15 protein-coding genes are annotated in these 18,023 nt (G+C 30.3%); all 15 read left to right on the top strand.

The window, feature by feature from the left end; translation table 11 throughout:
• Positions 1-40: 40 nt before the first annotated feature.
• Positions 41-766, top strand: a complete 726-nt coding sequence (locus PTSHG_RS01560; protein WP_019107178.1) for an undecaprenyl pyrophosphate synthase — start codon at positions 41-43, stop codon at positions 764-766.
• A 1-nt stretch (position 767) separates the two neighbouring features.
• Positions 768-1,550: a phosphatidate cytidylyltransferase gene (locus PTSHG_RS01555; protein ID WP_019107177.1), complete on the top strand. Its 783-nt coding sequence runs from the start codon at positions 768-770 to the stop codon at positions 1,548-1,550.
• Positions 1,551-1,559: 9 nt separating this feature from the next.
• A complete protein-coding gene (gene rseP, locus PTSHG_RS01550; protein WP_019107176.1) occupies positions 1,560-2,570 on the top strand; it encodes an RIP metalloprotease RseP in 1,011 nt (336 codons plus the stop codon).
• Entirely contained in the window at positions 2,567-3,622 is a 1,056-nt protein-coding gene (ispG, locus tag PTSHG_RS01545; protein ID WP_019107175.1) for a flavodoxin-dependent (E)-4-hydroxy-3-methylbut-2-enyl-diphosphate synthase, read from the top strand. The genes rseP and ispG overlap by 4 nt, the downstream gene beginning before the upstream one ends.
• 4 nt (positions 3,623-3,626) lie before the next feature.
• A complete protein-coding gene (locus PTSHG_RS01540; RefSeq protein WP_019107174.1) occupies positions 3,627-7,868 on the top strand; it encodes a PolC-type DNA polymerase III in 4,242 nt (1,413 codons plus the stop codon).
• 103 nt (positions 7,869-7,971) lie between these two features.
• Positions 7,972-8,433 (top strand): ribosome maturation factor RimP, encoded by a 462-nt coding sequence (locus PTSHG_RS01535; RefSeq protein ID WP_019107173.1) that lies wholly within the window; start codon positions 7,972-7,974, stop codon positions 8,431-8,433.
• Positions 8,434-8,444: 11 nt separating this feature from the next.
• Positions 8,445-9,722 (top strand): transcription termination factor NusA, encoded by a 1,278-nt coding sequence (gene nusA, locus PTSHG_RS01530; protein ID WP_019107172.1) that lies wholly within the window; start codon positions 8,445-8,447, stop codon positions 9,720-9,722.
• A 26-nt stretch (positions 9,723-9,748) separates the two neighbouring features.
• Positions 9,749-10,012, top strand: a complete 264-nt coding sequence (gene rnpM / locus PTSHG_RS01525; RefSeq protein WP_019107171.1) for an RNase P modulator RnpM — start codon at positions 9,749-9,751, stop codon at positions 10,010-10,012.
• Positions 10,013-10,036: 24 nt separating this feature from the next.
• A complete protein-coding gene (gene infB / locus PTSHG_RS01520; protein ID WP_019107170.1) occupies positions 10,037-12,346 on the top strand; it encodes a translation initiation factor IF-2 in 2,310 nt (769 codons plus the stop codon).
• The gene (gene rbfA / locus PTSHG_RS01515) at positions 12,346-12,699 is read left to right on the top strand and encodes a 30S ribosome-binding factor RbfA (RefSeq protein ID WP_019107169.1); all 354 of its coding nucleotides are present in this window, start codon (positions 12,346-12,348) and stop codon (positions 12,697-12,699) included. The genes infB and rbfA overlap by 1 nt, the downstream gene beginning before the upstream one ends.
• The gene (locus tag PTSHG_RS01510) at positions 12,692-13,666 is read left to right on the top strand and encodes a DHH family phosphoesterase (RefSeq protein ID WP_019107168.1); all 975 of its coding nucleotides are present in this window, start codon (positions 12,692-12,694) and stop codon (positions 13,664-13,666) included. The genes rbfA and PTSHG_RS01510 overlap by 8 nt, the downstream gene beginning before the upstream one ends.
• The gene (gene truB, locus PTSHG_RS01505; RefSeq protein ID WP_019107167.1) at positions 13,663-14,553 is read left to right on the top strand and encodes a tRNA pseudouridine(55) synthase TruB; all 891 of its coding nucleotides are present in this window, start codon (positions 13,663-13,665) and stop codon (positions 14,551-14,553) included. Before PTSHG_RS01510 ends, truB begins: the two co-directional genes overlap by 4 nt.
• Complete coding sequence (locus PTSHG_RS01500; RefSeq protein ID WP_019107166.1) at positions 14,550-15,458, top strand: bifunctional riboflavin kinase/FAD synthetase; 909 nt, start codon at positions 14,550-14,552, stop codon at positions 15,456-15,458. Before truB ends, PTSHG_RS01500 begins: the two co-directional genes overlap by 4 nt.
• A 113-nt stretch (positions 15,459-15,571) precedes the next feature.
• Positions 15,572-15,838, top strand: a complete 267-nt coding sequence (gene rpsO, locus PTSHG_RS01495) for a 30S ribosomal protein S15 (protein ID WP_019107165.1) — start codon at positions 15,572-15,574, stop codon at positions 15,836-15,838.
• Between the two features lie 49 nt (positions 15,839-15,887).
• Positions 15,888-17,996, top strand: a complete 2,109-nt coding sequence (locus PTSHG_RS01490; protein ID WP_019107164.1) for a polyribonucleotide nucleotidyltransferase — start codon at positions 15,888-15,890, stop codon at positions 17,994-17,996.
• Positions 17,997-18,023: the final 27 nt, after the last annotated feature.

Genomic DNA, 18,023 nt, shown 5'->3' with positions numbered 1-18,023 from the left:
AGCCTTAGATTAGTCTAAGGCTCTTTTTTTAAGGAGTTTTATGAACTATTACGAAAAATTAGATTTAGAAAACATACCAAAACATGTAGGAATTATCATGGATGGAAATGGAAGATGGGCTAAAAATAGAAATATGCCTAGAACCTTTGGTCACAAAGAAGGTACTAAAAGAGTTATTGAAATTGTAGAAGCCGCTTATAAAATTAATATTAAATCTCTAACTCTCTATGCTTTTTCCACTGAAAACTGGAAGAGACCAAGTGATGAAATTTCTAAACTTATGGACTTATTAGCTTTTTACATAAAGAGTCAGTTAGAAAAAATTAAAAAGAACAATGTAAAAATTAAAGTATTGGGAGATTACACTGTTTTTCCTGAGCAAATTGTTAAACTAATTAATGGTGCATTGCAGGAAACAAAATCAAATGATAAAATGATATTAAATATTGGGCTAAATTATGGTGGACAAAGTGAAATAGTTAGGGCAAGTAAAAATATTTATAAAGATATTATTAGTGGAAAGATCAATATTGATGATATTAACACAGAAAGCTTTAAAGATTATCTTTATACATCAGGTCAAGATGACCTTGACCTCTTAATTAGACCTAGTGGAGAACTTAGGGTTTCTAATTTTTTACTTTACCAATTAGCTTATAGTGAGTTTTATTTTTCAAACATTTTGTGGCCTGATTTTCATGAAAATGAATTTTACAAGGCTATTTATGATTTTCAACAGAGAAATAGAAGGTATGGAGGTCTATAATTTGACAGATTTACAAAAGAGAGTTTCCACTGGAATTGTTGGGATTTTTTTAATAATTTTAATTTTTTATTTAGGACTAAATGCTATTAAAATTTCGTTTTTTATTTTAACCCTTGAAGCTTTAAGAGAAATCTACAATGCTCTTTTTAAAAAAGGAATAAAATTATTTTTACCGATTTTATTTTTTGGTGCTTTTATAACTTTTTTGTGCTCTTTTTTCGATAGAAATTTAATCTATGCTCTTATACTGTTTTTTATAATAAATTCATGTCTTTTAGTAATTTTAGAAAATTATGAAATAAAAGATTATGCTTACACAACTTTTACTTATTTTTATGTAATATTTTTACTAAATTTATTGGCTAGCATAGATGATATTAATTTAATCATCTCAGCCTTTGTAATTTCTTTTTCAACTGATACCTTTGCTTATTTTGTAGGTTCAACTTTTGGAAAACATAAATTAATTGAAAAGGTAAGCCCAAATAAATCTGTGGAAGGTGCAATTGGAGGAACTTTCTTCTCTTTAATTATTACTACAATTTATTTTGTAATGCTCAATAAATATAATGGAATTTATAACATTAATGCACTTGTAGTATTAATTATTTTATTATCCTCTATTGCCGGTCAATTTGGAGATTTATTTGCATCTAAGATAAAAAGATATACAGAAATAAAGGACTATGCACAAATTCTTCCTGGGCATGGTGGAATCCTTGATAGATTCGATAGCTTAATTTTTATAAGTCCTTTTATTTATATTTTATACAACCTAATTTAAGGAGGATAAATGATTACTTTAATAAGTTCTGTTGTAGTATTTCTATTAGTTGTAATGCTCCACGAATTTGGTCATTTTACTGTAGCAAAACTATCTGGAATAAAAGTCAATGAATTTTCTATAGGCATGGGTCCAAAAATTTTTCAAAAGAGAAAAGGAGAGACAGCATATAGTATAAGAGCACTTCCAATTGGTGGTTATGTAGCTATGGAGGGAGAAGAAGAAAATTCTCATGATCCAAGAGCTTTTAACAATGCACCCATTGTAAAAAGGATGGGAGTAGTTTTAGCAGGAGCTTTTATGAATTTTGTATTGGCTTTTATTGCTTTCACTTTAATTTTTTTAATTTTAGGTTACGGATCAAATGAAATTGATAAAATTGTAGAAAATTCTCCAGCAGAAATAGCAGGTCTTAAATCTGGAGATAGAATAGTTGAAATTAATGGAATTAAAATAAAGGACATATATGATATAAATGCTCTTATTTCAAAAAATAAAGAAAGAGATCTTTCTTTTAAAATAAAAAGAAATAGTGAAGAAAGAACTTTTATTATTAAACCAAAATACTCAGATGATAATAAAATGTATTTAATTGGTATTACCTCTAAGTTAAAACATTCAACTTTTAAATCCTTTGAAATTGGTGCAAAGAGGACTTTTGACATGTCTCTTATGATTTTAAAAAGTTTAAAAATGATTATTGACGGCTCTTTTAAAATGGAATATCTTTCAGGCCCAGTAGGTGTTGTCCAAATGATTGGATCTGAATCTTCAAAGGGATTTTTAAATTTTCTACAAATTTTAGCATTAATTTCCGTCAATTTAGGTGTATTCAACCTAATTCCAATTCCAGCCCTAGATGGAGGAAAATTTTTATTTTTGTTAATTGAAGCTTTAAGAGGGAAACCTATGAATGAAAAATTTGAACAAAGGCTTACTTTAATTGGAATGAGTATTTTATTTAGTTTAATGATTTATGTAACTATATTTAATGATATTGGAAGGTTGTTTAGTAGATGATAAAAAGAAAAGAAACAAAAAAAATTCATGTTGGAAATGTACCTATTGGTGGAGATTCTTTAATTTCAATTCAATCAATGACTAATACAAATACAAAAGATATAAAATCTACTGTTTCTCAAATTAAAAAACTAGAGGATGCAGGTTGCGATATTATAAGAATGGCTGTAAATGATTTAGAGGATTCTGCTGCTATAAAAAAAATAAAAAAAGAAATCAAAATTCCAATAATATCTGATATTCAATTTGATTATAAACTTGCATTAGCTGCTGCAAAAAATGAAAGTGATGCAATTAGATTAAACCCAGGAAATATTGGCGATTCTTGGAAAATAAAAGAAGTCATTGAAGCTTGCAAATTTTACAATATTCCAATAAGGGTTGGTGTCAATTCTGGCTCTATAAAGCAAGAATTTTTGGATAAATTTAAGGGGGTCAATGCATCTTCAATATGTCTTAGTGCTATGGAAGAAGTTGAAATTCTTGAAAAAAATAATTTTTACGATATTGCTGTCTCCCTTAAAGCATCTAGTGTAAACTTGACAATAGAAAGTTATAGAAAATTTTCTGAGATGTCGAATTATCCACTTCATCTTGGTGTAACTGAGGCAGGTACACCAAAGAAAGGAATTTTAAAATCGGCAATTGGTATAGGAACTCTTTTAGCAGAGGGTATAGGAGACACTATAAGAGTGTCTTTAACATCAGACCCATTATATGAAGTCATTGCTGCAAAAGACATACTTAAAGCACTAGATTTAAGAAGAGAGGGAATTGATTTAATTTCCTGCCCTACTTGTGCAAGGACAAAAGTTAATTTGATAGAAATTGTAAAAAGTGTAGAAGACAGACTTTACGAAATGGATAAGAATTTAAAAGTGGCAATAATGGGTTGTGCAGTAAATGGACCTGGTGAGGCAAGAGAAGCTGACATTGGAATTGCCTGTGGTAATGGAGAAGGACTTATCTTTTCTAAAGGAAAAATTATAAAAAAAGTTCCTGAAGAAGAACTTTTAAATGAGCTTTTATTGGAAATAGAAAAAATCGGGTGAAAATTTGATTTTATTAAAAGAAATTTTTAAAAAATTAGAATTAGTTTCAGAAGATATTACAGAAGATATTTGTGTAGAATCCATAAAAAGAAATAAAAATAATGGCGAAGTATTTTTTGTTATATTTTCTAATAATGAATTAGATAATGGTTTAAAGAAAAAAATTAAAGAAGTTTTTTCAAAAAATTTAGAAGAATACAAAATTTATGTTGAATTCAAATCATCTTCTCTGTATAAAAGTGAAGATGATTTAATTTGCTCAGAAATATTAAAATATAATCCATCATCAAAAATTTGGATTGAAGAAATTGAAATAAAAAAAGAAGAAAGTAAAATTGAAATAATACTTCCAACAGAAGAGGCCTATTACAGTCTTGTTAAAAATGGTTTTGGAAATTTTCTAGAAAATGAGCTTAAAATCTTTGGCTCGTATAAAGTTGATTTTGACTTTGTAAAAGAAATAGTTGAAGATGAAATTATAGAATCTTTTATCTCACAAATTGATGAGGCAGAGGAAGTTATCTCTGCAAAACATGAATTGGAAGTCAAAACAAAGACAGAAAATAAGGTTAAAGAAAATAAAGTTAAAAAAATAAATAGTTATGGTAAAAAAGATATTGATAATATACAAAAGCTCATTGATGTAAATGTAAATTCTCAAAAGGTTACAGTAGAAGTTGATATTTTTAACGTAGAAACCAGGGAATTGAAAACTGGAAATATATTAATTTCACTGTCAATTACCGATTATACTTCATCAACTCTAGCTAAAATATTTTTAAAGCCAGAAAAATCAGAGGAATTTCTAGATAACTTTAAAAGAAATGATCATGTCCTAATTACTGGAAATGTAAATTATGATAACTTTTCAAGATGTGAAACAATTATGATTAGATACATTGAAAAAAGAGATAAAGTTATTAGAATGGATTATTCAGATGAAAAGAGAACTGAGTTTAGAATTCACTCAAAGATGTGTCAAATGTCTGGCGTAACCTCATTTACAGATTTTGCAAAAAGAGCAAAGCTTTGGGGACATGATGCTCTAGCAATATCTGATACAAATGATGTTCAAGGCTTCCCAGAAGCCATGGAAGCAGGGGAGGCAAGTGGACTTAAAATTTTATATGGAACTGATATAAATTTCGTAGATGACTTGGAGAAAATTGTCACTAATTACAATTCAAATAAAGATTACAATTCCTATGTTGTATTTGATATAGAAACTACAGGATTATCTTCAAGAAATGATAAAATTACAGAAATAGGTGCAGTAAAAATAATAGATGGTGCTATTGTCGACAGATTTTCGCAATTGATTAATCCTGAAAAAGAAATACCACAGGTTGTAGCTGAACTTACTGGTATTAGTAATGCAATAGTAGAACATGAACCAACTATTGAAGAGGTAATACCAAGATTTTATGATTTTGCCAAAGATTCTGTATTAGTAGCTCACAATGCAAAATTTGACATTTCTTTCATTAGAAGAGAATACTCCAAAAATAATTTAGAATTTAATCATCCAATCCTTGATACACTTGTTATGGCTAGAGCTATAATGGCTGATATGAAAAGATTTAATTTGGGGACACTTTGTAAAAATCTTGGAGTTTCTCTTGTTGGCGCACATAGAGCAGTAAATGATGCTGAAGCTACAGCAGCTATGTTTTTAAAATTAATTGATAGATTTAAGAGAGAAAAAATTTTTAATTTTGATAATTTAAACGAAGAAACAATAAACATTGATTCGAAACGATTGTTTGAAAGTTCTGTTTTGTTATTAGTAAAAGATGAACTAGGTCTTAAAAATTTATATAAATTAATTTCTGCTTCTCACATGAAATTTTATAATTTTACAGCAAAGGTACCAAGAACTTTACTAGATCAATATAGAGGTGGTATTTTAGTTGGCTCTGGAAATGCAAATTCAGAACTTTTTGATGCAGTATATAGGATGTGTCCTGATGAGGAACTTCTAAATATTGCAAAATATTATGACTTTCTTGAAATTCAACCAAAAAGTGATAACATAATGGCAATCCAAGATGGTAAATTTACAAATAATGATATTGAAGAAATCAACAAAAAAATTGTTTGGCTTGGTGAAAAATTAAATATTCCTGTTGTAGCAGATTCAGATACTTATTATCTTGAAGAGTCAGAAGATATTCTTAGAAGAATTGTATTAAATGGAAAACCTGGAAGACCAGATCCTAGAGCTAATCGTGAGCAAAAATTTTATTTTAAAACAACTGAAGAGATGCTTGATGAGTTTTCTTATTTGGGAGAAGAAAAGGCATACGAAGTTGTTGTTAAAAATACAAATAATATAAAAGATGAATTAAAGGCAATAAAACCAATTCCTGATGGAAAGTATCCTCCAGTTATAGAAGGCTCTGATGAAAGTCTTAGAGATATGACCTACAAAAAGGCTCACGAAATTTATGGCGATAAACTTCCACCAATAGTTGAAGAAAGGCTAGAGAAGGAACTCAAATCTATAATTTCTAATGGATATTCCGTACTATATATAATTGCCCAAAAACTTGTAAAAAAATCTAATGATGATGGATTTCTCGTTGGTTCAAGAGGCTCTGTTGGTTCATCTTTTGTAGCTACAATGTCTGGAATTACAGAAGTAAATCCTCTTCCACCACATTATATTTGTCCAAATTGTAAACATTCAGAGTTCACAAAAGATTTAACTTATGGATCCGGCGTTGATATGCCAGATAAAATTTGTCCTGATTGTGGAACTCCAATGAAAAAGGATGGTCACAATATACCTTTTGAAGTATTTTTAGGCTTTTATGGGGATAAGGAACCTGATATTGACTTGAACTTTGCTGGTGAGTATCAACCTCAAGCACATAAATACACTGAAGAATTATTTGGCGAAGGATATGTATTTAGAGCTGGGACTATTGGAAAAATTGCTGAAAAAACTGCCTATGGCTACGTTAAGAAATATTTTGAAGGAAAAAATATTTCTCCTGTTGAAGTAGATAGACTTTCAAAGGCAATAACGGACGGAAAAAGAACTAGCGGACAACATCCTGGTGGTGTAATGATTGTTCCAAAAAGCAACAGTATTTATGACTTTACGCCAATTCAGTATCCAGCAGATGATTCAACTTCAGGAGTAATCACTACTCATTTTGACTACAACTTTATTCATGGTAAGATTTTAAAACTAGATATACTTGGACACGATGGTCCTACAATTATTAAAATGTTAGAAGATTTTACTGGTCTAGATTCAAATAAAATAAGATTTGACGATGAAAAAACATTATCAATATTTAACAGTGCAGATATTTTTAACATGGATGATGAAATTTTCTCTTGTGAAACAGGTACTCTTGGGATACCAGAATTTGGGACATCTTTTGTTATTTCTATGTTAAAAGAAACTAAGCCTAAAAATTTTGCAGATCTTATAAGAATTTCTGGACTATCACATGGAACTGATGTATGGATTTCAAATGCACAGGAACTTGTAGACTCAGGGAGAGCAGAGCTTAAAGATGTAATTGCAACAAGAGAAGATATAATGGTTTATCTTATAAATGCAGGTGCAGAAAACAAAATGGCCTTTGATACAATGGAAAAGGTTAGAAAGGGAAAGGGACTTACTGAGGAACAAGAACACATAATGAACAACTTGGATTTACCTGAATGGTATATTGATTCTTGTAAAAAAATCAAGTATATGTTCCCTAAGGCTCATGCCGTAGCTTATGTTATGCTTTCATATAGAATTGCATATTATAAAATTAATTATCCTCTTGCTTTTTATGCAACATTTTTCACTATTAAATTAAATGATTTTAATGGAGAAAATATTATTGAGGGACCAGGCTTTTTAAAAAACAGAATTAAAATCTTAAGAGAAATTCAAAATCCTACTGCTAAAGATAAGGGAGAGATAAGAGTATCTGAAGTTGCTCTTGAAATGTATGCAAGAGGTTTTAAATTTTTGCAAGCTGATTTATATAAATCAAAGGCATCAAAATTTACCATTGAAGATGGAAAGATAAGGATGCCCCTTAGAGCAATTCCTGGCGTAGGAGAAAACTGTGCAAATAGTATTGAAGAAGAAGCAGTTAAGTCAAAATTTTTATCAATTGAAGACTTTTCTAAAAGAACTAAGGCAGGTAATTCTGTAATTTCAATCTTACAAAAGAATGGTATGCTTATAAACCTAGATGAGACTAATCAAATCTCACTATTTAATTTTTGAAAACTTGTAATTTAACTAATTTGTGTTATAATTTAATAAGAAAGATATTTTAGTGTAAAGAGTGGGCAAACCCACTCTTTGTTTTTTAGTAGTGAGGTGTTAAGTGAATAAAAAAGAGTTAAAAAAAGAAATTTACCCACTAGCTGAAGAGGTAGCAAAAGAACTTGGATACGAGATTGTAGACATAGAATTTCAAAATGGGTCAAAGCACGACCTTCTTTCAATCTTTATTTATAAAAAAGAAGGAATTGATTTAGATGACTGTACAGAAATGAGTAGAAATTTAGAAAAAAAATTGGATAATCTTGAAATTTTGAAGAATCCTTATTATCTTGAGATTTCTTCTCCAGGACTTGATAGACCTATAAGAACAGAAGATGACTATAGAAGAAACCTTGGCAATGAAGTTGATGTTAAACTTTATGCGCCAATAGACGGTAAAAAAGAATTTAGTTTTGTTTTAGATAAGTATGATGATAAAAATGTATATTGTACTTTAGATGAAAAAGAAATTGCAATTCCAATTAAATCAATTTCATCAATGAAACAAACTATTAAATTTTAATGGAGGAATGTATGAACCAAGAGTTTATAGACGCTTTAAATGAAATCGAAAAAGAAAAAGGGATTTCAAAAGAAATAGTCTTTGAAGCATTGGAATCAGCTTTGGTATCCAGTTATAGAAAAAATTACGGGACATCACAAAATGTAATCGTAAATATGAATAGAGAAACTGGAGAGATTAAATTATTTGCATCAAAAGATGTTGTTGAAATTGTTGAAGATGAACAACTTCAAATATCTTTGGAAGAGGCAAAAAAAATTGACCCTAGTTATGAATTAGGTGATGTATATAATTTGGAAATACATCCCAAAAACTTTGGAAGAATTGCAGCTCAAACTGCTAAACAAGTTGTAATTCAAAGAATTAAAGATGCTGAAAGAGATATTGTTTTTGATGAGTATGTTGAAAGGGAAAAGGAAATTATTACAGGATTAGTTCAAAGAAAAGCCTATAATAATGTTTATATTGATTTAGGTACTACTGAAGCAGTTTTGCCTTATGGCGAACAAATTAGCAATGAGAAATATGAACATGGCGATAGATATAAGATGTTAATTCTATCAGTAGAAAAATCTACAAAGGGTCCACAAATTATTCTCTCAAGATCTCATCCAGATTTAATAAAGAGACTTTTTGAATTAGAAGTTCCTGAAGTTAATGAAGGTATCGTAGAAATTTATTCTATCTCAAGAGAAGCTGGTTCAAGAACAAAAATTGCTGTATTTTCTAGAGACCCTGAAGTTGACCCATTGGGTTCTTGTGTTGGATACAAGGGTCAAAGAGTAAATGCTATTGTGGATGAAATACACAATGAAAAAATTGATATTGTAATTTACGAAAAAGAAATTGATAAGTTTATAGCAAACTCACTTAGCCCATCAAAAGTGGAAAAAGTATTTGTGAATGAAGCTGAAAAATCAGCTTTGGCAATAGTTCCAGACTATCAATTATCCCTAGCTATAGGTAAAGAAGGTCAAAATGTTAGACTTGCAGCTAAGCTAACTGGTTGGAAAATTGATATTAAATCTAACGAGCAATTTGAAGAATATCTTGAAGATAGGGGAATAAGCGAAGAAGAATTAGCTGAAGAATTTGAAAATGCAAAAAAAGAAATTCCAGAAGAAGTTGAACTTGAAGAAGTGAGCTTTGAAGAAAATAATGATGATAATTCTGAATTATCTGCAAATTCTAAAGAAAAAAATCCAAAAGAATTTAGCGATGAAATACTTTCTTCAGAGGATAATTCTATTTGCGAAAATAAAAATGAAATAGAAGAAAATGATGATTAAACATTCTTAATTTAACGGAGTAAAAAATGACTAAAATTAGGAAAATACCTATGCGTACTTGTATAGGTTGTCGAGAGCAAAAACAAAAAAGAGATTTAATCAGAGTTGTAAAAAACAAAGACGGCGAAATCTCTATAGATAAAACTGGAAAGGCAAATGGAAGAGGAGCTTATTTATGTAATGACAAGAATTGTTTGGAAAAAGCGATAAAGTCAAAATCCCTAAATAGGGCATTTACGACAGAAATTAGTGAAGAAGTATATGAAAAACTGATTAATTCTGTGGAATAAGCTTCTTTTAAGGAGGTGTTCAATTTGTCAAAAATTAGAGTGCACGCGTTGGCAAAAGAAATAGGTATTACAAGTAAAGAATTGATTTTAAAATTAAATGAGATGCAAATATCTGTTAAAAATCACATGTCAACATTGGAAAGTGCTGATGAAGAAAAAATAAGAAATTTATACAAGAAAAATTCTTCTAAAAATGAATCTCCTGTAAAGAATAATGATTCTAACAAAAGTAGAGATGTAAAAGAAAAAAAAGGCCTTGCAAATTCTAATAAAATTAAGCAAGAAAAGGCTATAAATAAAAACAAGGAAGATCATCAAAAGCGTAATGATAGACAAGAAGATAAATCATTTGATGAAGAAAAAAATAAAGATCATAAACATAATAAAAATCACAAAAATAAAATAGAAGAATCTTTTGATGAAGATGATGATTTTAGAAATAATAAAAAGAAATTAAAAAATAAAAAAGATAACAAAAGGGAGAACAATAACTCCTACAATAGAGATTTAACTAAGAAAAAACCAAAGAAAAAAGTTAAGTCAAAGCACAAATCAGAGGAAGAAAATAGAGGGGATGATCCTATAACAGTGATTGCACCAATAACAGTAAAGGACTTTGCAGATCAACTTGGCGTATCTGTTTCTACAGTAATTACAAAATTAATAGGTCTTGGAGTAATGGCTAATCAAAATCAAAGTATTGATGAAGATACTTGTATTCTTTTAGCAGATGAACTTGGAATTGAAATAGACCTTGAAGAACCTAAGCTAGATGAATCAGTTGAAGAAGAATATGGTCTTCTTAGAAAAGATAAAGAAAGAGATCTAAAAACTAGACCTCCTGTAGTAACAGTTATGGGTCATGTTGACCATGGTAAAACTTCACTTCTTGACTCAATTAAAAAAACACATGTAACACAATCAGAAGCTGGTGGAATTACTCAACACATAGGAGCTTATACAGTTAATTTATCTGGAAAGAAGATTACTTTCTTGGATACTCCTGGTCACGAAGCATTTACTTCTATGAGACTTAGAGGTGCGCAAACAACTGATATAGCTGTTCTTGTTGTAGCTGCAGACGATGGTGTAATGCCGCAAACTCTCGAAGCTATTTCTCATGCTAGATCTGCTGAAGTACCAATTATAGTTGCAATTACAAAAATTGATAAACCAGAAGCAAACCCTGAAAGAGTAAAGCAAGAGCTAATGAATGAAAATTTAGTAGCTGAAGAGTGGGGAGGAGACACAATTGTTGTTGGAGTTTCTTCAAAATCTGGAGAAGGAATTGATGAACTTCTTGAAATGATTCTTTTAGTTGCTGAAATGAGAGAGTTAAAAGCAAATCCTAATAGAAGAGCTGTTGGTACAATTATTGAAGCAAATCTTGATAAGGCAAAGGGTCCTATGGCTACTATTCTTATTAAAAATGGTACTTTAAGATTTGGAGACCCAATAGTTTCTGGAACTTGTTCAGGTAGAATCAGAGCTATGGAAGATGACAAGGGAAAGAAAGTTAAAAAAGCTGGTCCATCTATGCCAGTTGTAGTTCTTGGTTTAAATGATGTCCCAAATGCCGGCGATACAATATATGCAGTTAAGGATGATAAAACTGCAAAAGCCATTGCAGATAAAAACTCTGAAATATCAAGAGAAAAAAGATTAAGTCAAACAACAAAGATAAGTCTTGATAATCTATTTGAAAAAATCTCTGAAGAAGATGTCAAAGAGCTTAATATTGTCGTTAAAGCTGATGTTAAAGGTTCTGTTGAAGCTTTAAATCAATCTCTTTTAAAATTATCTACTGACGAAGTCAAAATTTCAATTATTCACTCAGGAGTTGGTGGAATTAATGAATCTGACGTAACACTTGCCTCTGCATCTAATGCAATTGTAATTGGATTTAATGTAAGACCAAATATTAATGCAATCGAACTTGCAAAATCAGAAGAAGTTGAAATTAGAACTTATAGAGTAATTTATGAAATCATAAATGACATTGAACAAGCAGCTAAGGGTATGCTTGATCCAGATATAGTCGAAGAGATTCTTGGAAGATGTGAAATAAGACAAACCTTTAAACTTCCAAACAACCAAATGGTTGCTGGTGTATATGTATTAAATGGTAAAATCTTGAGAAATTCTAAAGTTAAAGTATTAAGAGATGATGTTGTAATTCATGAAGGGGATATTGCATCTTTAAAGAGATTTAAAGACGATACAAAAGAACTTGCAACAGGATTTGAAGGTGGCCTTGTCATTGATGGTTTTAATGACATTAAAGAAGGAGATCTTTTAGAATCTTATATCTTAAAGGAAGTTAAGAGAGCATAATGAACAATAAAAGAATTAACAGAATATCTGAAGAAGTTAGAAGAACTATTTCAAACATTGTCCAAAATGAATTAAAAGATCCTAGAATACCATCTATTACAAGTATTTCTCACGTAGAAGTTACAAATGACCTATCATTTGCTAAAGTATATGTATCTGTTCTTGGGAATGACTTTGATAGAGATGAAGCTGTAGAAGGATTAAATTCTGCAAAGGGATTTATAAAAAAAGAATTATCTAAAAAGGTTAAACTTAGAACTATGCCTGAGCTAATATTCATAAAAGACGATTCCATTGAAAAAGCTCTTGAACTTGACAAATTAATCGAAGAGGTAAATCGCAAAGATGACTGATTTTAAAGAACTCTCATTAGATTTTAAAAAATTAATAGATAAGTGTGAAACTATTGGTGTAGCTTCACACTTAAATCCTGATGGAGATAATTTGGGCTCAGTAACAGCAATGGTAGGCATGTTAAATAAACTTGGGAAAAATGTTATCTATGTACTTGATGATAGCATTCCATCTTCTTTTAAATTTTTGCCAAACTTAAACTTTTCAAAATCTCCAGAAGATATAGAAAAAGATTTTGATTTATTTATTGCACTTGACTCATCAGACGAAAACAGAATGGGCAACAATATTAAAAAAATATTCGAAAAATCAAAACATACAGTTAATATTGACCATCATCTTAGTAATACAAAATACGCAGACTTAAATATCGTGGATGACAAGTCGCCAGCAACTTGTGAAGTCTTATCAAGAATTTTTAAAACACTTGATTTAGAGCTTAATAAAGAAATTGCAACTTCACTATTTACAGGGCTTTCTACTGACACGGGCTCCTTTAAATATTCCTCTGTGACTTCTGATACTTTTTTAATTGCGTCAGAATTATTTGAATATGATATTGATATAAATGAAGTAACTGTAAATGTGTATCAAAGCAGAACTAGACAAAAGACAGACCTTTTAATTCGTGCAATGAATTCTATTGAATATTTCGATGATAATAAAATTGCAGTTGTATTTGTAACAAAAGAAGATATGGAAAAATCTAAAGCTGAAAAGGCTGATGCAGATGGAATTGTTGAGTTTGTTAGAGATATAGATACAGTTGAACTTGCAGTTTTATTAAAAGAGAAAGATGACTGCATAAGATTATCACTAAGGTCAAAATCATATTTGGATTGCACTAAAATCGCATCGAGATTTAATGGTGGTGGCCATATTAGGGCATCTGGTGGTACAATTAATCACTTAGACCTAGAAAAAGCAAAACTTGACCTTGTAAAAGTAGCTGAAGAACAATTATGATGGATGGTCTTTTAATTTTTGACAAGGACAAGGGTATAACTTCCCACGATCTAGTTTATAAAGTAAGAAAAAAATTGGGCATAAAAAAAGTTGGTCATACAGGAACTCTCGACCCAATGGCAACAGGAGTGCTTGTAATTTCCATTGGAAAAGCAACAAAAACAAGTGACTATATTCTTTCTAGTAACAAGGAGTATGAAGCAAGGATTAAGCTTGGTCTTCTCACTGATAGCTTTGATATAACTGGAGAAATTTTAAAAGAAGAAAAAGTCGATATTTCTGAAGAAGAAATAAGAAATGTTTTAAAAAAATTTATAGGAAAAATATCTCAAAAACCACCAATCTATTCTGCCTTAAAGGTTAATGGTAAAAAGTTATATGAATATGCTAGGGAAGGTAAAGAAGTTGAAATAAAAAATAGAGAAGTTGAAATTTTTAGCAATACACTTCTTGATTTTAATGGAAAAGATGAATTCTCGATAAGGACTTCTGTATCAAAAGGAACATACATTAGGTCTCTTGCTAAAGATATTGGAGAAGCTTTAGGAAGTTATGGAACACTTACTGAACTTAGACGAGTAAGGACTGGGTATTTCAAAATAGAAGATGCAGTAAAAGTTTCTGACTTTGAAAATATGAGTCTTGATGAAATTAAAGATAAAATTTTGCCAATGGACTTGGCTCTGGCTGACTTTGATAAAGTTGAAATTCCTTATAGTTTTTGTCAAAGATTTCTAAATGGTCAATTTTATAAACTAAAAGATAATTTAAAAGTTGAAAGTTATAGAGTTTATTCAGATAATAAATTTTTAGGTATAGGGGAAGTTATAAAAAAAGATGGAGAAATCTTTATCAAAATGAAGAAGAGATTAATAGGTGATTTATGAAAATAATTGAAATTGACTTAAACTACAAGGCAAAAGAGGAATCAGTTATAGCACTTGGTAATTTTGACGGAGTTCACAAAGGTCATATAAAATTAATACAAAAGGCAATAGAAAATGCAAAAAAATTAAATATTAAATCCAGTCTTTTACTTTTTAATGAGCATACAGACAATCTTATAAAAGTAGGGAAAAAAGATATCATCACAACTAATAAGACAAAATTTGAAATTCTTGATAGTTTAGGTGTAGATATAATTTACCTAATTAATTTTACCAAAGAATTTATGTCTTATAGTCCTATTAAGTTTTTGGATGAATTTTTAGCAAAAAATTTAAAAATCAAAGGCGTTGTAGTTGGATATGATTACACCTATGGATATAAAAAGTCTGGCGATGTAAATTTTTTAAATGAAAATAAGAGCTTATTTGAAACTATTGAAGTAATTGAACAAATATCTTATGATGGTGAAAAAATTTCTTCTTCTTTAATTAGAAAACTAATAGAGGCTGGCAAAATTAAAGAAGCAAATTTTCTTCTTTCAAGACCCTATAAACTTATTGGTAAAATTATCCATGCCAAAGGTTTGGGTAAGAAAATGGGCTATCCAACAGCAAATCTTGAATTAATGGATAATTTTGTGATTCCAAAATTTGGAGTATATGACACAGATATTATTGTTAAGGGCAAAAAATATAAAGCATCTACAAATATTGGCACTAACCCTACAGTAGAACATGATGGAATCAAAATTGAAGCTCATATTCTTGATTTCAACGAAGATATATATGGCGAAATTGTAGAACTTGAACTTTTAGATTTTGTTAGACCTGAATTAAAATTTAATAGTATTGACGAATTATTTAAACAAATTGCAAAAGATGTTTTAGTTACAAAGAATAGATAACTTTACATTTACCGCATTTCATGGTAATATGTAAAAGGTTAAATAGCTATTCACAGTTCGACGCTCCTCGACGCCTACTTTGATTAGCTTTATTAAAAATTTAGGAGGAAAATATGTTAGAACCAAATATTAAAAAAATTATTATTGATGAATTTAAAACTCACGAAGGTGACACAGGTTCACCAGAAGTACAAATCGCCATTCTTACTAGAAGAATTAACGATTTAAACGAACACTTAAGAGTTCACAAAAAAGACCACCACTCAAGAAGAGGGCTTCTTAAAATGGTAGGTAAAAGAAGAAACTTATTAAGATATTTAAAAAATAGTGATATAGAAAGATATCGTACACTTATTAAAAAACTACAAATAAGAGGATAATAGGAGCGGTAATTCCGCTCTTTCTTATTATTTATTAGAAGGAGGAAACATGGAAAAAACTTATACAATGGATCTTGCAGGTTCCCAGTTAAAAGTTACAATTGGAAAAGTTGCAGAGCAAGCTAATGGAGCTTGTTTAGTTCAATATGGAGATACTGTTGTACTTGTTACAGCAACAGCTTCATCAAACCCAAGAGAGGGAATCGACTTTTTTCCTCTAAGTGTTGATTACGAAGAAAAGATGTATGCAGTTGGAAAAATTCCTGGTGGATTTATTAAAAGAGAAGGAAGACCAAGTGAAAAAGCTACTCTTTCTGCTAGATTAATCGACAGACCTCTTAGACCTCTTTTCCCAGAAGGATATAGAAATGATGTGCATATTGTGGCTACAGTTCTAAGCGTAGATCAAGATCACTCACCAGAAATTGTTGCTATGATAGGTTCTTCTGTTGCTCTTTCTATTTCTGATATTCCTTTCGATGGACCTACTGGTTCAGTAGAAGTAGGATTTATTGATGGAAAATACATTATTAATCCTAATGAAGAAGAGAGAAATAATTCAAGAATCAATCTTTCTCTTGCAGGAACTGAATCTGCTATTATGATGGTAGAAGCTGGTGCACAAGAAGTAAGTGAAGCTGAAATGTTAGAAGCAATTCTAGAAGGACATGAAGTTATAAAAGAAATTTGTACTTTCACTAATGAAATTGCATCTGAAGTAGGTAAAGAAAAAGCTGAATATGAAGTATTTAAGGCTGACGAAGAAATAGTTGCTAAAGTAAAAGAATACGGAAAAGATTTACTTGTTGAAGCAATAAGACAAAAAGATAAGATTGTAAGAGTTGAAAAAACTGATGCAGCAAAAGAAAAAATAAGGGAACACTTTGATGATTTAATGGAAGAACATTCCAAAGACATTGAAGCCGCTTTAGAAGAAATTGAAGTAACAGAAGTAAGACGTGGAATTCTTGAAGAAGAAAGAAGACCTGACGATAGAAAGTTAACAGAAATAAGACCTCTTTCATCTGAAGTAGGAGTTTTACCAAGAACTCATGGTTCAGGATTATTTACAAGAGGACAAACTCAAGTGCTATCTATTGCAACACTTGGAGCTATCTCCGAAGAACAAGTAATTGATGGACTTGGAGATGACAAGCCAAAGAGATACATTCACCACTACAATTTCCCTGGATTTTGTGTAGGCGATACTAAGCCATCAAGATCACCAGGTAGACGTGAAATTGGTCATGGTGCTTTAGCTGAAAGAGCACTTCTTCCAGTAATACCTGATAGTGAAACTTTCCCATACACAATTAGAGTTGTATCTGAAGTTTTATCATCAAATGGCTCATCATCTCAAGCATCTGTATGTGGATCTACACTTGCTCTCATGGACGCAGGTGTCCCAATTAAGGCGCCAGTAGCTGGGATTGCCATGGGTCTTATTGAAGAAAATGGTGTTATAAAAATTTTGACTGATATTCAAGGCCTTGAAGATCATTTTGGAGATATGGACTTTAAAGTAGCTGGGACTCGTGATGGTATTACAGCTATTCAAATGGATATTAAAGTTGAAGGAATAAAAAAAGAAATTCTTGAAGTTGCACTTGAAAGAGCAAAGGTTGCAAGATTTGAAATACTTGACCACATAGCTACTACTATTGAAAAACCAAGAGCAGAACTATCTAAGTACGCTCCAATAATTCACATGATTTCTATTGACCCTGAAAGAATAGGCGAAGTAATAGGTGCTGGTGGAAAAATAATTAATAAAATTATTGAACAAACTGGTGTTAAAATTGACATTGATGATGACGGAAGAATTTCTATTCTTTCAGAAAGTGATGAAAGAGCTAAAGAAGCAATTGCTATAATTGAAGACATAGTAAAAGAAATTGAAGTTGGAGAAGTTTATACTGGAAAAGTTAAGAAAATCGTTAAATTTGGTGCCTTTGTTGAAATTAAAAAAGGAACTGAAGGACTTCTTCATATATCAGAAATTGCTCACGAAAGAACAAATAGCGTTGATGATGTTCTAAAGGTTGGCGATACAGTCGAAGTTAAAGTAATTGATATTGCTGAAGACACTGGTAAAATTTCACTTTCAAGAAAAGCTCTTTTAAAGAGAGAAGCTAACAAAAAAGAACAAGATAAATAAAAAATTTAGTCGCATTAAGATTTATTT

Origin of the sequence: Peptoniphilus senegalensis JC140 (genome assembly GCF_000321025.1) — a bacterium.
Classification (GTDB): Bacteria; Bacillota; Clostridia; order Tissierellales; family Peptoniphilaceae; genus Peptoniphilus_A; species Peptoniphilus_A senegalensis.
This window is presented reverse-complemented; position numbering and strand designations above follow the sequence as displayed.

Bases quoted from the DNA above. Each gene is read 5' to 3' on its own strand.
- PTSHG_RS01560 (WP_019107178.1), top strand. From the start codon at position 41: ATGAACTATTACGAAAAATTAGATTTAGAAAACATACCAAAACATGTA.
- rseP (WP_019107176.1), top strand. From the start codon at position 1,560: ATGATTACTTTAATAAGTTCTGTTGTAGTATTTCTATTAGTTGTAATG.
- ispG (WP_019107175.1), top strand. From the start codon at position 2,567: ATGATAAAAAGAAAAGAAACAAAAAAAATTCATGTTGGAAATGTACCT.
- nusA (WP_019107172.1), top strand. From the start codon at position 8,445: ATGAACCAAGAGTTTATAGACGCTTTAAATGAAATCGAAAAAGAAAAA.
- rnpM (WP_019107171.1), top strand. From the start codon at position 9,749: ATGACTAAAATTAGGAAAATACCTATGCGTACTTGTATAGGTTGTCGA.
- rbfA (WP_019107169.1), top strand. From the start codon at position 12,346: ATGAACAATAAAAGAATTAACAGAATATCTGAAGAAGTTAGAAGAACT.
- PTSHG_RS01510 (WP_019107168.1), top strand. From the start codon at position 12,692: ATGACTGATTTTAAAGAACTCTCATTAGATTTTAAAAAATTAATAGAT.
- truB (WP_019107167.1), top strand. From the start codon at position 13,663: ATGATGGATGGTCTTTTAATTTTTGACAAGGACAAGGGTATAACTTCC.
- PTSHG_RS01500 (WP_019107166.1), top strand. From the start codon at position 14,550: ATGAAAATAATTGAAATTGACTTAAACTACAAGGCAAAAGAGGAATCA.
- rpsO (WP_019107165.1), top strand. From the start codon at position 15,572: ATGTTAGAACCAAATATTAAAAAAATTATTATTGATGAATTTAAAACT.
- PTSHG_RS01490 (WP_019107164.1), top strand. From the start codon at position 15,888: ATGGAAAAAACTTATACAATGGATCTTGCAGGTTCCCAGTTAAAAGTT.